This window comes from Allobosea sp. 05T438, from assembly GCF_056396025.1.
Genome location: NZ_JBFTKQ010000012.1, coordinates 70125 through 83526 on the forward strand (window position 1 = coordinate 70125; position 13402 = coordinate 83526).

The following is a 13402-nucleotide window of genomic DNA, read 5'->3' on the forward strand; positions in this document are numbered from 1 at the left end:
GCCTGCGGCTGAAATATCGGCCTGAACCCTTCGGGGCGGATCGCCGCCAACGACCTTGCCAGCATCGGAAACAGAAAAGCCGGCCCGAGGGCCGGCTTTTCGAGCACGTTCTGCGCTGAAGTCAGTACTTGCGAACCACCGGATGGACCGGGACGGTCTGAGTCGGGTCGTCCCAGCGATAGGTGATGCCGACCGAGGCAACGTGAACATAGGGCTTCGCTTCGGCGGTGTAGAACACGGCGCCCTGCTGCGGGTGCGCGCCGTCGTAGTTCACCTTGGCCTTCTTCACATCGATATAGGTGTAGCCGAGATCGAGCTTGATCTTGTCGGTGAGTTGGTAGCTCGCGCCGGCGGAGAGCCAGAGCCGGTCGTTGTCGGAGATGAAGATCGTGCGGTTGCGGTCGTTGACGGCCGAGAGCTCATAGCCGACGCCAGCGCGCAGGGTCAGCGCGTTGCTGTACTTGTATTCCGCGCCGAGCGAGAAGAACCAGGCATCGTCATACTGGAAGTTCAGGCTCGTCGCTGGGATGCCGGCCTTGCTGACGACCGGGATGTTGCGGAAGCGGCTCCAGTTCGTCCATTCGACGCCGGCATGCACCTGCCACTGGTCGTTGATGACCTGCGAGACGCCGAACACCACCGAATCCGGCAGGTTGAGATTGGCCCTGACCGGGATGACCGCAAGTGGGGTGCGCAGCGTGCCTTCCAGCGTCTGGCGCACTTCCGAGCGATAGGCCAAGCCGATGTTGGTGCCCTGGAACGGCGTCAGCGTGAAGCCGAAGCGGTAGCCGAAATCGATCGTGTCGCCTTCGATGATGATCGGCGGTGCCGTCGGGCCGATGCCGGCTGCCTGCTTGAGGCTCGTATTGAGGTACTGGACCTGCAAAGCGGCACCGACGGAGAGCCAATCATTGACCTGGTAACCGATGGTCGGCGAGACGTTGATGGTCGTGACCTTGGCGGAACGGCCATAGATCTGAGCGGCATTCACCTGATCCTCGGCCTTCGAACGCAGGCCATAGGGCGCGCCGGTGTGCATACCGATCCAGAGGCGATCCGTGAGCTGCCAGGCCGAATAGGAGGCCGGGATGAAGCCGCCGTCACCGCCGATATTGCCCGTCCCGTTCTGGATCGGGCTGGCCGGCCCGAATGGCGAGCCGAGGCGTGTGACCGAAGTCGGATCGTAGCTGGCATTGGCGTTGAGGTAGGTGAAGTTCCAGTTGCTGGTGCGCCCCGGGAACATGGTGATGGTCGCCGGGTTCCAGGCCATCGCGCCCATGCCGATGCCGCCGGACGCCGCGCCGGCAAACGCCATGCCGAGGCCTTCGGCGCTCTGTCCGCTGCGGATCGCAAAGGAGCTCGCCGAAGCAGCGCCAGCAGCAAGGAGAGCAGCAAGCGAAACCGTGGCGGCTGCGGCAGTACGAACGAGGCCCTTCATCGAATCCATCCCGGCTGAGGTTCTTCGAGGTTACGCGCCCTCGCTTGATTCGAAGCATGCCGCGAGCGGTTTCCTGCCGCAATCCCGCCGGCATCGCCCAAAAACGGCCTCTCGATTTCCTTATTCGCGGTTGCGAGAGGCCAAAAATGGCCAAAAGCGACCGATTTCGCGATATCGCTCGCTCGATCGTTCAGAAAAGGATGGTTTATATCAGAACTATTGCCGATTTTGCGCCGGCAGCATCTCCCCGGCCTGCCGCGCACTCATCGTTGAGAAAGTCGCTTTGGAGCGCGTCGTTGCAATCGGGCAACATCTTGGGCACCCTGCTGCCGCGGGCGGGCCATGCACGGAGACGGACTTGTGTTTCGCCGTCACATCCGTTCAGAGTCGAAAACCCATTTAGATCGTTTGAAACGGGGGAAACACCTTGAAACTGCTCCGCTACGGCGCGCTCGGCCAGGAAAAACCGGCCCTTCTCGATGCCCAGGGCAAGCTGCGCGACCTGTCCGGCGTCATCTCCGATGTTGCTGGCAAGGCGCTGACCTCGGCCTCGCTCGCCAAGATCAAGGCGGTCTCGCCTGAATCGCTGCCGCTGGTGTCGGGCTCGCCGCGCATCGGCGCCTGCGTCGGCGATGTGCGCAACTTCATCGCCGTCGGGCTGAATTTCGCCGACCATGCCGCCGAGACGGGCGCGGCGATCCCCAAAGAGCCGATCCTTTTCAACAAGGCGCCGAACTGCATCGTCGGCCCCAATGACGACGTCATCATCCCGAAGGGCTCGAAGAAGACGGACTGGGAAGTCGAGCTCGCGATCGTGATCGGCGACGGCGGCTCCTACATCGAAGAAAAGGACGCGATGGCCGCGATCGCCGGCTTCTGCGTCTGCAACGACGTCTCCGAGCGCGAATTCCAACAGGAGCGCGGCGGCCAGTGGGCCAAGGGCAAGGGCTGCCCGACCTTCGGGCCGCTCGGCCCCTGGCTGGTGACCGCCGACGAGATCAAGGACATCCAGAACCTCGGCATGTGGCTCGAGGTCGATGGCGAGCGAGTCCAGAACGGCTCGACCAAGACGATGATCTTCGGCGCCGCCTATCTCGTCCACTATATCAGCCAGTTCATGCGCCTCGATCCAGGCGACGTGATCACCACCGGTACGCCCCCCGGCGTCGGCCTCGGCTTCAAGCCGCCGCGCTTCCTGAAGGGCGGCGAAGTGGTGACGCTCGGCATCGAAGGCCTCGGCGAGCAGAAGCAGAACTTCGTCGCCTACAAGGGCTGAGTTCTCGCGCGGGACGCGCCAGGCGCCCGCTCAGCGACAGCATGAGACGCCGGCCATTGCCGGCGTCTTTTTGTTTGATCGATGGAAACGCGGCAAGCCATCCGATGGATGCGCGGCGCAACCGGTGGCCAGCGCGCATAAAAAACGCCGCCAGAGCCGCTTGACCCGGCCTTGACGGCGCAAAGTTACGTTCGCTGACGGCCACGCCGTCTTTGCCTCGCCACTCTCACCCGCTTTCGACGGGCTTACATCCCCCAAATGGGGGGTCCCGCACTCAACGCGGCGGCGCGGCCGTCTTGAGCAGTCCGACGAGGTCCGCCTGCCGGCGTGAGCCCGTTTTTGCCAGAATGCGCTTCAGCGTCGTGCGGGCCGTCGCCTCGGTCACGCCGAGGCGCTGCGCCGCTTCGCGGGGCGTGTGCCCGCCCGCGATCGCAGCCGCCAGACGCGCTTCCGCCGGCGTCAGATCGAAGAGCCCGCCGATCAGCCCGGCCTCAGGCCCGGCCCCCGCCGTTACCGGCGTCGCGACCACGATGGCGCTGGCGAAGGAAAACACGTCACGGGCCTGCCCGCGTACCGGCGAGAGATGCAGCACCATCGGCGCCCCGCCACGGCGTGCCGGTATCGGCAGAGACCGTACCGGTTGGGGCAGATCAGGCCGCGACAGAGCCGCAATGGCGGCAGCCAGCAGATCGTCCGCGGGAGCATGCGCCACGGCAAGGCGTGCCGCGCGATCCTGGAAGACACCGGGCATCAGATCCTGAAACAGAGCGTTGGCATCGATCACCTGCCCCCGCAACCCAAGGACGGCGGCGGGAAGCCCCATCACTTCGAGGGCCTGCGAGGCGGCTCGCGCCCGCTCCATCGCCAGCCGACGCCCAAGCAAACCAGCGCGCGCGAAATGCGACCGCAGGCTGTCCAAGGCGGATATGCCCCTGGCGTCGACATAGCCTTCGGTCAAGGATCGCTCGCAATGAACGATCGTCATGTCGCCTGAAGGCGCCGCGATGGCGGTCGCGACAGCGGAACCATAGCCGGCCGGAATCAGGATGTCCTGATAGAGCGGCGCGCTCGCGATTTCGTCCGGGCTGAAAACGTCCTTGTCCGTGATGAAGCCATGCCGGCCATGGACGAGCAGACGTTGCGCCCTCTCGTTGACGCCGAACGGGATGCGCCGCAGCACTTCCTCGTAAGCCTCGCCAAACTCGGGAGAGGACGCGATCAGGCGCGCGTCCTCATCAAGAACGGTGCCGAGCAACGCTTCCTTGCAGCCGGCGAGTCTGGCCGTATCCCGCAGGACGCGAGACCAGCCCTCAGGCACGATCGCGGCTTCATAAATGCCGTCGATCAGCGTGTTTTCGAACTCACTGCCCGCCACGATTTCCCTCTGCCCAGGAGGGTAACCTTGCCGCAGCAAGCTGGCCTCCCCCAATTGGGGGAGGCCAGCTTAGCCTTTAGACGTAATCGGCGGTCGATAGCCCTCGGCGCGCGCTCAGCCTTCCGGCAGGCCGAGCATCAGGCGGATGTTCTGGACAGCCGCGCCCGAGGCACCCTTGCCCAGATTGTCCAGGCGAGCGACGAGCACGGCCTGGCCGAGATCGTCCTGCCCGAAAACGCGCAGCTCGAGCTTGTTGGTGTCGTTCAGCGCTTCCGGCTCGATCTTGCCGCCCATGCCGTCCTGGGAGTGCACGCTGACATAGGTCGAGCCGGCATAGCGCTCGGCCAGCGTATGGTGGAGATCGCCGACGCTCGGCCGCCCCGGCAGCGTATCAAGATGCAGCGGAACCGAAACCAGCATGCCCTGCCGGAAATTGCCGACGGAGGGCACGAAGATCGGCCGCCGGGTCAGCCGCGCATAGGCCTGCAACTCGGGCAGGTGCTTGTGGCGCAGGCCGAGCCCGTAGAGCTCGAAGGCCGGCGCGATACCGGTCTCGAACTCCTCGATCATCGACTTGCCGCCGCCGGAATAGCCGGAGACGGCGTTGACCGTGACGGGATAGTCATGCGCCATCAGCCCGGCATCGACGAGGGGGCGCAGCAGCGCGATGGCGCCTGTCGGGTAGCAGCCCGGATTGGCGACGCGATCGGCCTTGGCGATCTTCTCGGCATGGCCCGGCTCGAGCTCGGCAAAGCCGTAGACCCAGCCCGGCGCAACGCGATGGGCGGTCGCGGCATCGACGATCTTGGGCGCGTCCGTGCCTAGCTGGTCGGCAAGCGCAACCGATTCCCTGGCAGCTTCGTCCGGCAGGCAGAGCACCACGAGATCGACGCTCGCCATCATGTCCTTGCGGGCAGCCGGGTCTTTGCGCTTGCCCGGGTCGATGCTCTTGACCGCAATCTCCGGCACGGCCGCCAGCCTCTCGCGGATACCGAGACCCGTGGTGCCGGCTTCGCCGTCAATGAAGATGGTTTTCAGGTTCTGGCTCATCAGGACCCCCGATCGCTGGACACGCGCGTCAATGGATGGGCTTCAGGCATAAAAAAACCGCGCTTCACGGCGCGGTCGCGGGCGTTCGGTCACAGGCCGAGCGTCATCGCGGGCGCGCCGGAGCGGCCGGAAACGAGCGACGTCGGGAAAGGTTGCTGACCATAGGCTCGATATGAGGGAGCCACCGCCCCCTGTCAATAACGACACGGCGCAGCCTGAAGCATAACGGCACCGCGCCATGTTCGCGGCGGCTCCGGTGGTCGACGGCGGCGCTCGTCTTTTCCGAGTCGCTGCAACGGCTTGCAGGCGCTGGCTCCGACTTCAAATCCGCGGCTTCGCAAACTGATTCAACCCGCGTTCTTCAGCGCCAGCGACTGGATATGGTGCTGTGCGATGGTCGCGGCGGCGATCGCGGTGATGTCGGCATGGTCGTAGGGCGGCGAGACCTCGACGACATCCATGCCGCGGATGTCGAGCTCGCGGAGCGCCCAGAGCATACGCAGGGCCAGATCCGCGCTGAGCCCGCCCGAGACCGGCGTGCCCGTGCCGGGCGCGAAGGCCGGGTCGAGCGCATCGATGTCGAAGGTGAGGTAGGCCGCCCCCTGCCCCACCCGCTCCCGGATGCGCTCCGCCGTCCCGGCGACGCCGAGCGCATGCGCATCATAGGCGTCAATCCTGGCGATGCCGCAGTCGCGCGGTGCGACCGTGCGGATGCCGATCTGGATCGAGCGCTCGACATCGATCAGCCCTTCCCGGACCGCTTCCAGCACGAAGCTGCCATGACCGATCCCGCCGGGACCGTCGTCCCAGGTATCCTGATGGGCATCGAACTGGATCAGTGCCAGCTTGCCATGGCGGGCGACATGGGCGCGCAGCAGCGGCAGGGTGATGAAATGGTCCCCGCCCAGCGTGACGAGATGGGCGCCAGTGGCGAGGATGCCAGCAGCCTCCGTTTCGATCGCCGCGGCACAGCCCGGCAGATCGCCGCGCGGCAAGGCGCAGTCGCCATAGTCGACGGCCGAAAGCCGCGCGAAGGGGTCGATACCGGACGGGTATTGCGGATCGCCGTCGAAGATCGCGCTGGCGCGCCGGATCGCCTGAGGCCCGAAACGCGCGCCCGGCCGATTGGTGACGGCGATGTCGAAGGGTACGCCCCAGATCACGAGATCGCAGCCCGCGACGTCCTTGCCGTAAGGCCGGCGCATGAAGGACAGCGCGCCGGCATAGGTCGGATCCGCAGCCCCGCCGCGCCTGCCGCCAGTGAAGGCGTGATCGATAGGCGGCTTGTCGCTGGCTTCGGTCATGATCGTCCTTCGAATCAGCGGCGCGCGGTGAACCAGACAAACAGGCACCAGGGCAGGATCAGCGCGAGCGCCGTCAGCACGAGCCGGAACATCGTCCAGGCGTTGGGATTGTTGAGCGCGCGGCCGTCCAGCTCCGGCACGCCATGGATGAAGCCGAGCGCCACCGCCGGAGCGAGGAAGATGGCCAGCGCCCGGCCGATGCGCCGCGCACGCGGCATATCCTCGCGCGCCAGCATCAGCAAAGCCGGCACCGCAATCATGCCGAAGGCGATGAGAGTGAGAATGACGCGCATGGACTCTTGCTACATCAGGGGCGAACAGCGCGCGAGAGGCAGCTCTCTCCTTCACGCCCGAGCGCAATTCGTAAGCCTCCGCATAATAAGGAAGCACATGATTGTGATCGCCGCCTCCAAAATGCCACGGATCAAGCCGCAGGAGCGTCTCTTTCCCGGAAGCATCCTTCGGTGTTCCTGCAAGCCTGCGGGAACGAATAACCCTTGCCTATCAATGCAGTGGTTTCGGAGGCAGCTTATGAAGACGACACTGGCCGCAACGGCGTTCGCCCTGACCCTCGCCCTTGGAGGCATCGCCGTGCAATCGGCTGCCTCAGCCCATCCGGCAGCACCAAATCCGACGCTGATAGGTACCGGGGGCCTGGTCACCACCGTAGCCGCCAAGGCGCATCAGCCGGCCGAGAGCAAGCTCTCTCCGCAAACCCAGCAGGAGCCGCAGGAATATCCGAAGTACCACGACCAGGCGACGGACGCCTATTACTCGCCGCCCCTGAAGGCCAATCCCTGCCGATTCACGCAGGCTCCCATCGATGGCGTGATGAAGCAGGTCGAGGTCTGCGACTGACGATCTCGAGTTGCTCGGGGCCATCCTTGCCCCGCACCGAGTTGTTGAGTGTAGCGTTGCGTTGCGTAGCGTCGCGAGCGGGTCATCCGACCCGCTCGCTCCGAGGCCCGGATCACGAGGCCTGCGCGCTTCGAAGCCGCCGAGCTACAGCCTCCGGCGGAAGCCCGCGCGGCGACATCAGCGGCCGCCCGAGACCTTCAGGATCACGCCCGTCGTGTAGCTCGATGCTTCCGACAGAAGAAACAGCACCGCCTCGGCGATCTCGTCGGCAGTCGCTGCGCGCTTCAGCGGGATCAGCGGCGCGATGCGCGCGACACGGCCGGCCTCCCCCGTCGAAAGCGCGTGGATTTCCGTCTCGGTGATGCCGGGCGCCACCGCATTCACGCGGATGCCATGGCCCGCCAGTTCCTTGGCGAGGCCGATGGTGAGGGAATCGACGGCCCCCTTCGAGGCGGCGTACCAGACATATTCGCCGGGAGAGCCCAATTCCGCCGCGACGCAGGAGATGTTGACGATCGCCCGTGCCGGCGCCGCTTCGTTGGCGAGAAGCGCCCGGGCCGCCTCGCGCGCGACCAGAATCGCACCGGTCACGTTGACGTCGATGCACTCCCGGATCACGGCGGTATCAGCCTCGGCCAACGAGCTCGACTTGCCGGTGATGCCGGCATTGTTGACGACATGGGTGAGCGGGCCGAGCGCTGCCTTGGCTTCCGCGAAGATGCGAATGATGTCGGTTGCGCTCGCCATGTCGCCCCGCAACGCGACAGCTTTCGCGCCGGCGGCCTGGCAGGCTTCGACGACCTCGGCCGCGGCCTTGTCGTTGCTCTGGTAGTTCACCGCGACATCGTAGCCGCGCCCCGACGCCATGATGCAGGTCGCTGCGCCGATGCCGCGGCTGCCACCGGTGACGAGAAGGACGGGGCGGGTCATGGCGGGCTCCAGTTGATCGGTCGAAGAGGCGCCAGAGAATACGAAAAGGGCGGCTCTTGCGAGCCGCCCCTCCGCATATCGGATGATCCGGAAACGATCAGCGCTTCGAGAAATAGAATCTTACATTAACGAATAGCGTCGCGCGCGAAGGTCAATCACGCGTTCGTCGCACGGCCTTCGACACGAACCGCCTGAGCGCTCCCACCGGTCGAGACGGTCAAGGACGTGATGTGACGCGTTCGAGCCAGATCTCGTGCCAGAAGATCAGTTCATTCTGGGGGCATAGCCCGAGATATTCTCCGGTCGCGGCCACACCTGCAAGGACAATGCAAGCACTGCCCATCGACAACATTTTTCCGCTGGCCTCGTCGACAATGGTTCGCACAACCGACGCGACGCGAAACTCCCCGCCGCAAAACCGATGCATTTCGCGATCGAACCACAACCCACGATTTTTCGACAGGTAATTCAACGTTTGTTCGATCTCCAATCGCGTCTTCACGCGCACGATTTCTCCCGGCTGGAGATCGAGCACTTCCTTTGGACTGGTCTTGCGGTCTGTCGGCTCGCGGTAGGGCGCCTCCGCACCGCGGAGTTTGCGCTGCACGGTGTTGAACAGCGCGAGTGCGACGGCCACGATGAACGGACCGAGCCGGACATTGCCCGAACGCAATTCACGCCAGTAGTGCCTCGGATCACGCCAACTCAATCGTGCTGTCGCCGTCGGCAGCTCGGTCATTTGACAAGCGTACCGCTCCTCGCCATCGGCCGATCTGACCTTCGTGTATGTGTTCAGCCTCGACGCGTCGGCCGCTTCCAGCGCGGGCAAATCCACCTCGGCGCTGTCGCTGGGGGCGAGCCAAGCCTCTTTCCAGATGAGTTGACAACCGGCCTGGCAGCCACCGTGTCCTGCGCCATCACACCGCAATTCGTCCAACAGCACCGCGTCCTGCAAACGCCGCAGATGAGGTGCCGTAGGGCCGTAATAATAGTGGATCTTCTCGACACGCCGAAAGACGCGGAGACGTTTACCGCAGTGGCGCGACATCTCGGGCATGAACGGCAGGCCGTCCAACCGACCTTCGTCATCGAGTGTCGCCGCGATTTCCGCGAAGGGCCGGACCTTGACCCACTCGCCCGGCCGGAGCCGCAATCGAGTCGGCGAGCCGGGAAGCAGGCTTAGCAGCTTCCGTCGTAGGTGAACGAAAGCACCCGCGGCGCATTCGCGCGGACGCTTGGAGTAGTAGGGTTGGCCGCGCAGTTCCATCGCGTCACGGGACAGACCAATGAGTCCGCCAAACACGACGAGACCAGCGAGGGCTGCGGCCGCCAAACAAAACACGAAGAACAGGATCGCAATGAGCCAGGGAACAGCAAAGGCTGCACTTCCGGCCAGTATCGCTATTAAAAAAAAGGCCGATGCGGCCACAGACGTCCTTTGGTAACTGCTCCGATTGTTCGACATGCAGTTGGCGCCCCGTTAAAAATTCATAAAAATCTCTCTTTTTAAGACAACTACACGGCTTAACTTGATTTATATGTCGATATAATCGGCTTATAACAATTCATCGTAGTTTCAACCTATTACATTCCGTAACTGACTTCAAGTTTCCACTCTGTCGAACCCGGTTGCCGGTCTTCTCGGTCAATTTGCGAAAACTGGAGCGCCTGTGAAAGCCAATCAGAGCCGGTACCGGCGCTTCCAAAGATTCTGCCATCTTATATTTCCCGCAATCCCTCGGACGCATTGACGTGCCCCGCCCGAATTCCAGTCATCGACAAGCTTGGTCCATCGCACCGGAGATGGACCGTGCGGCGCGATCGTTTCAATGTGGAGATGTCAAAAACCGAGGCTGGAATCCCGGCCCCGTCAGGGGCGTTTCCGAGCCTATGTCAATAAAAAAGAGGGTTGGCATTTCTGCCAACCCTCTGATTTTGAAACTCTTTTGAAGAGTGTAATCAGCGCTTCGAGAACTGGAAGCTGCGGCGGGCCTTGGCCTTACCGAACTTCTTACGCTCGACGACACGCGAGTCGCGGGTCAGGAAGCCTTCCTTCTTGAGCGGACCGCGAAGCTCCGGCTCGTAGAAGGTCAGCGCCTTGGAGATGCCATGGCGCACCGCGCCGGCCTGGCCGGAGAGGCCGCCACCCTTGACCGAGACGACGACGTCGTACTGGGTCACACGGTCGACGAGCTGCAGCGGCTGCTTGAGCACGAGGCGCAGCACCGGGCGAGCGAAGTAGATCTCCTGATCGCGGCCGTTGACGGTGACCTTGCCCGAGCCGGGCTTGATCCAGACGCGGGCGATCGCGTTCTTGCGCTTGCCGGTGGCATAGGCGCGGCCCTGCGCATCGACTTTCTTGACGTGGACGGGAGCAGCGGGCTGCTCAGGCTTGGCGACGTCGCCGAGCTGGGCGAGAGACTGAAGAACTTCGGCCACGGTCAGACCCTCTTGTTCTTGCTGTTGAGCGCGGCGACGTCGAGCGCCTCCGGCGACTGGGCAGCGTGCGGATGCTCCCCGCCCTTGTAGACGCGCAGGTTGCCGAGGATCTGGCGGAAGAGCGGGCCGCGCGGCAGCATGCGCTCGACAGCCTTCTCGACGATACGCTCCGGGAAGCGACCTTCCAGGATGAACTTGGCCGAACGCTCCTTGATCCCGCCCGGGAAGCCAGTGTGGTGGTAGTACACCTTCTGGTCACGCTTGCGGCCGGTCAGGGAGACCTTCTCGGCGTTGATGACGATGACATTGTCGCCGCAGTCGACGTGGGGGGTGTAGGCGGCCTTGTGCTTGCCCCGCAGACGCATCGCCACAACGGAGGCGAGACGGCCGACGACGAGCCCGGAGGCGTCGATCACAACCCACTTCTTTTCGACATCGGCGGGCTTGAGCGAGACGGTCTTCATCGCGGTACCCCTTCGGTTGCGTAAAAAAGGACAAGCCGCCGGAGAGCCCGGCGGCGGTGTGGCGTCGGGATAGGGGCAAGGAAGCCGGCTGTCAAGCGTTGCCGTCGACACTCAAAAGCAGAAAACGCCGATTTTTCAATTGCCTGAGAAAAACGGTATCATGATACCGCATTAATTTGTGCACCCCCGTCATTGCGAGCGCAGCGAAGCAATCCAGGAGAGCCGGGCCGAACGGTCCCAACCAGTCCTCCTGGATTGCTTCGTCGCTTCGCTTCTCGCAATGACGGGATAGGCTTCCAGAACGGACATCGACTCACCGCTCCGCCGGGATCGAATAGGTCCCCGTCGCATGGCAGACCATCTCGGTCTCCCCCTGCGAATAGAGGCGGACTTCGCCGACGGCGAGCCGCTTTCCGAGTTTCAGGAGCTTCGCTTCGCCGATCAGGGCCGCCTGCCCGGGCTTGCGCAGGAAGTTGAAGCTGAGGCTCGTCGTTACCGCGAGGCCGACCGGGCCGATCTGGGCGAGGATCGCCGCATAGAGCGCTAGGTCGGCCAGCGCCATCATCGTCGGCCCCGAAATGGTCCCGCCCGGGCGCAGATGCTTCTCGTGGTAGTCGCAGCGCATCCGGGCCGTCATGGGCCCGACCTCCTCGATGAAATAGGTGCGGCCGCCATGGTGGAGCTGCGGGAATACCTCGTCGAGATAGCTCTCGATCTCGGCGGCGCTCATACGGATCGTCATGCGAAAAACCGAAGCCTAAGGCGGAAGTTCTCCCCTTGCAGCATGGTCGGCCGCCCCCGACAATAGGGCAAAATACGAAGGCGGCTCGCGCAAATATGGCGGCGCGGGCGGTATCGGGAAGGATCGTCATGAACGCGCATCACCAACCGGACACCGCCATCCTCCTGCGCGAGGATGCCGAGGGCATCGCGACGCTGACGCTGAACCGCCCGCAGGCTCGCAATCCTCTGAGCGAAGCAATGCTGGCCGCGCTGAGCGAGGCCTTCACCGCCATCGCCGCCGACCGCTCGGTGCGGGCCGTCATCCTTGCCGCCGCAGGCCCCGTCTTCAGCGCCGGGCATGATCTGAAGGAAATGACCGCCCATCGTGCCGATGCGGATCGGGGCCGCGCCTATTTCGAAGATATCCTCGGGCGCTGCTCGGCGATGATGCAGCAGATCACCGCCCTGCCCCAGCCGGTCATCGCGGCCGTCGAAGGCACCGCCACCGCCGCAGGGTGCCAGCTCGTCGCGAGCTGCGACCTCGCTGTCGCAGGCAGCGACGCCCGTTTTTGCACGCCGGGCGTCCATATCGGCCTGTTCTGCTCGACGCCGATGGTCGCACTCTCACGCAACCTCTCGGCCAAGCACGCCATGGAGATGCTGCTGCTCGGCGAGATGGTGCCAGCCGACGAGGCCTTGCGGATGGGGCTCGTCAACCGCGCCGTGCCGGCGGGCGGAGCCCCGGCGGAAGCCCGTCGGCTCGCCGCGACCATCGCCGCGAAGTCATCAGCGACGGTCAAGATCGGCAAGCGCGCCTTCTACGAGCAGCGCGAGATGGGGCTGAAGGCCGCATACGACCACGCTTCGGCGGTCATGGTCGAGAACATGCTCGCGCGCGACGCCGAGGAAGGGATCGGCGCGTTCATGGAAAAGCGCGCGCCGATCTGGGAGTCATAGCAGGCCCGGCACGTCGACTGCCGGGCTTGTCCTGCAGTGTATTCAGACGATTTCCCGATAGTGGTGTTCCACGACCGGTGCAGGCGTGGCGGCCTCGCCCTCACGAGCCGGCTCCGCCGGCAGTTGCAGGACTGTGGCGCGCTGGCCCTCCACCAAGCTCGTCACCATCACCAAGCGGCCGTCCGGCAGTTCGAGCGCATCGTGATGGACATAGGGCTTGTCGAGATCGACCTGGCGGAAACGCGCGACCCTGGCACGATATCTCCGGTTGGGCAGCAGCCCCATGCCGCGATCACACTCGATATCGGCCGCGAAGGCCAGCTCCGTCCCGGGCATGACGCAGACGGCCACGTCCGCCCGGCCGACAGCGCAGAAGCCGCGGGTGCTCGCTTGCGGAAAGCGGGTCGAAACCAGCTCGTCGCCGACCTTGGCTGGAGTGGACATCACATTGTGCAGGCTATAGTCGCACATGGCAGGCCCTCCTTTTCACTGACAGGTCGGGGGCCATCCCCGACGCATCAGCAAAGCACGAAAGCATGGCGGGCCTATGTTGAGCGTGCCTTGACATGCCGCAGGAGCGTTTTGATA

14 protein-coding genes are annotated in these 13402 nt (G+C 64.4%); 3 read left to right on the forward strand and 11 right to left on the reverse strand.

Translation table 11 applies throughout. From position 1 onward, the window contains the following. Nucleotides 1-121: 121 nt before the first annotated feature. Nucleotides 122-1438: an OmpP1/FadL family transporter gene (locus tag AC1DIN_RS21190; RefSeq protein WP_476811194.1), complete on the reverse strand. Its 1317-nt coding sequence runs from the start codon at nucleotides 1436-1438 to the stop codon at nucleotides 122-124. 427 nt (nucleotides 1439-1865) lie between these two features. Here AC1DIN_RS21190 and AC1DIN_RS21195 point away from each other — a divergent pair, with 427 nt between their 5' ends. After that, entirely contained in the window at nucleotides 1866-2714 is an 849-nt protein-coding gene (locus AC1DIN_RS21195) for a fumarylacetoacetate hydrolase family protein (protein ID WP_476811195.1), read from the forward strand. A gap of 274 nt (nucleotides 2715-2988) precedes the next feature. Here the strand turns inward: AC1DIN_RS21195 and AC1DIN_RS21200 are convergent, their stop codons facing one another. The 4 genes from AC1DIN_RS21200 to AC1DIN_RS21215 form a co-directional block, all read right to left on the reverse strand. Continuing rightward, nucleotides 2989-4089: a helix-turn-helix transcriptional regulator gene (locus AC1DIN_RS21200; protein ID WP_476811196.1), complete on the reverse strand. Its 1101-nt coding sequence runs from the start codon at nucleotides 4087-4089 to the stop codon at nucleotides 2989-2991. 114 nt (nucleotides 4090-4203) lie between these two features. After that, on the reverse strand, nucleotides 4204-5139 hold the full coding sequence (gene argC, locus AC1DIN_RS21205; RefSeq protein ID WP_476811197.1) for an N-acetyl-gamma-glutamyl-phosphate reductase: 936 nt from the start codon (nucleotides 5137-5139) through the stop codon (nucleotides 4204-4206). Nucleotides 5140-5486: 347 nt separating this feature from the next. Then, the gene (gene speB / locus AC1DIN_RS21210) at nucleotides 5487-6443 is read right to left on the reverse strand and encodes an agmatinase (RefSeq protein WP_476811198.1); all 957 of its coding nucleotides are present in this window, start codon (nucleotides 6441-6443) and stop codon (nucleotides 5487-5489) included. Between the two features lie 14 nt (nucleotides 6444-6457). Next, complete coding sequence (locus tag AC1DIN_RS21215; protein WP_441471996.1) at nucleotides 6458-6736, reverse strand: hypothetical protein; 279 nt, start codon at nucleotides 6734-6736, stop codon at nucleotides 6458-6460. Between the two features lie 238 nt (nucleotides 6737-6974). Here AC1DIN_RS21215 and AC1DIN_RS21220 point away from each other — a divergent pair, with 238 nt between their 5' ends. Continuing rightward, nucleotides 6975-7301, forward strand: coding sequence for a hypothetical protein (locus AC1DIN_RS21220; protein ID WP_476811199.1), 327 nt, complete (start codon nucleotides 6975-6977; stop codon nucleotides 7299-7301). Nucleotides 7302-7478: 177 nt separating this feature from the next. Here AC1DIN_RS21220 and AC1DIN_RS21225 read toward each other — a convergent pair whose 3' ends face one another. From AC1DIN_RS21225 to AC1DIN_RS21245, 5 genes are all read right to left on the reverse strand, one after another. Further along, the gene (locus AC1DIN_RS21225; protein WP_476811200.1) at nucleotides 7479-8231 is read right to left on the reverse strand and encodes an SDR family oxidoreductase; all 753 of its coding nucleotides are present in this window, start codon (nucleotides 8229-8231) and stop codon (nucleotides 7479-7481) included. 217 nt (nucleotides 8232-8448) lie between these two features. Next, a complete protein-coding gene (locus AC1DIN_RS21230; RefSeq protein WP_476811201.1) occupies nucleotides 8449-9696 on the reverse strand; it encodes a hypothetical protein in 1248 nt (415 codons plus the stop codon). Between the two features lie 494 nt (nucleotides 9697-10190). Further along, entirely contained in the window at nucleotides 10191-10670 is a 480-nt protein-coding gene (gene rpsI, locus AC1DIN_RS21235; RefSeq protein ID WP_476811202.1) for a 30S ribosomal protein S9, read from the reverse strand. Between the two features lie 2 nt (nucleotides 10671-10672). Next, entirely contained in the window at nucleotides 10673-11134 is a 462-nt protein-coding gene (gene rplM / locus AC1DIN_RS21240) for a 50S ribosomal protein L13 (RefSeq protein WP_199090932.1), read from the reverse strand. 313 nt (nucleotides 11135-11447) lie between these two features. Then, nucleotides 11448-11876, reverse strand: a complete 429-nt coding sequence (locus AC1DIN_RS21245) for a PaaI family thioesterase (protein ID WP_441471991.1) — start codon at nucleotides 11874-11876, stop codon at nucleotides 11448-11450. Between the two features lie 128 nt (nucleotides 11877-12004). Between AC1DIN_RS21245 and AC1DIN_RS21250 the strand changes: the two genes are divergently transcribed. Next, nucleotides 12005-12814 carry an enoyl-CoA hydratase gene (locus AC1DIN_RS21250; RefSeq protein ID WP_476811203.1) on the forward strand — a complete coding sequence of 270 codons (810 nt, stop codon included), beginning with the start codon at nucleotides 12005-12007 and terminating at the stop codon, nucleotides 12812-12814. 42 nt (nucleotides 12815-12856) lie between these two features. Here the strand turns inward: AC1DIN_RS21250 and AC1DIN_RS21255 are convergent, their stop codons facing one another. Beyond that, nucleotides 12857-13285, reverse strand: coding sequence for a hypothetical protein (locus tag AC1DIN_RS21255; RefSeq protein WP_441471989.1), 429 nt, complete (start codon nucleotides 13283-13285; stop codon nucleotides 12857-12859). Between the last annotated feature and the right edge of the window lie 117 nt (nucleotides 13286-13402).

Coding starts and splice junctions, on each gene's coding strand:
- AC1DIN_RS21190 (WP_476811194.1), bottom strand. CDS start 1,438: ATGAAGGGCCTCGTTCGTACTGCCGCAGCCGCCACGGTTTCGCTTGCT.
- argC (WP_476811197.1), bottom strand. CDS start 5,139: ATGAGCCAGAACCTGAAAACCATCTTCATTGACGGCGAAGCCGGCACC.
- speB (WP_476811198.1), bottom strand. CDS start 6,443: ATGACCGAAGCCAGCGACAAGCCGCCTATCGATCACGCCTTCACTGGC.
- AC1DIN_RS21215 (WP_441471996.1), bottom strand. CDS start 6,736: ATGCGCGTCATTCTCACTCTCATCGCCTTCGGCATGATTGCGGTGCCG.
- AC1DIN_RS21220 (WP_476811199.1), top strand. CDS start 6,975: ATGAAGACGACACTGGCCGCAACGGCGTTCGCCCTGACCCTCGCCCTT.
- AC1DIN_RS21225 (WP_476811200.1), bottom strand. CDS start 8,231: ATGACCCGCCCCGTCCTTCTCGTCACCGGTGGCAGCCGCGGCATCGGC.
- AC1DIN_RS21230 (WP_476811201.1), bottom strand. CDS start 9,696: ATGTCGAACAATCGGAGCAGTTACCAAAGGACGTCTGTGGCCGCATCG.
- rplM (WP_199090932.1), bottom strand. CDS start 11,134: ATGAAGACCGTCTCGCTCAAGCCCGCCGATGTCGAAAAGAAGTGGGTT.
- AC1DIN_RS21245 (WP_441471991.1), bottom strand. CDS start 11,876: ATGACGATCCGTATGAGCGCCGCCGAGATCGAGAGCTATCTCGACGAG.
- AC1DIN_RS21250 (WP_476811203.1), top strand. CDS start 12,005: ATGAACGCGCATCACCAACCGGACACCGCCATCCTCCTGCGCGAGGAT.
- AC1DIN_RS21255 (WP_441471989.1), bottom strand. CDS start 13,285: ATGTGCGACTATAGCCTGCACAATGTGATGTCCACTCCAGCCAAGGTC.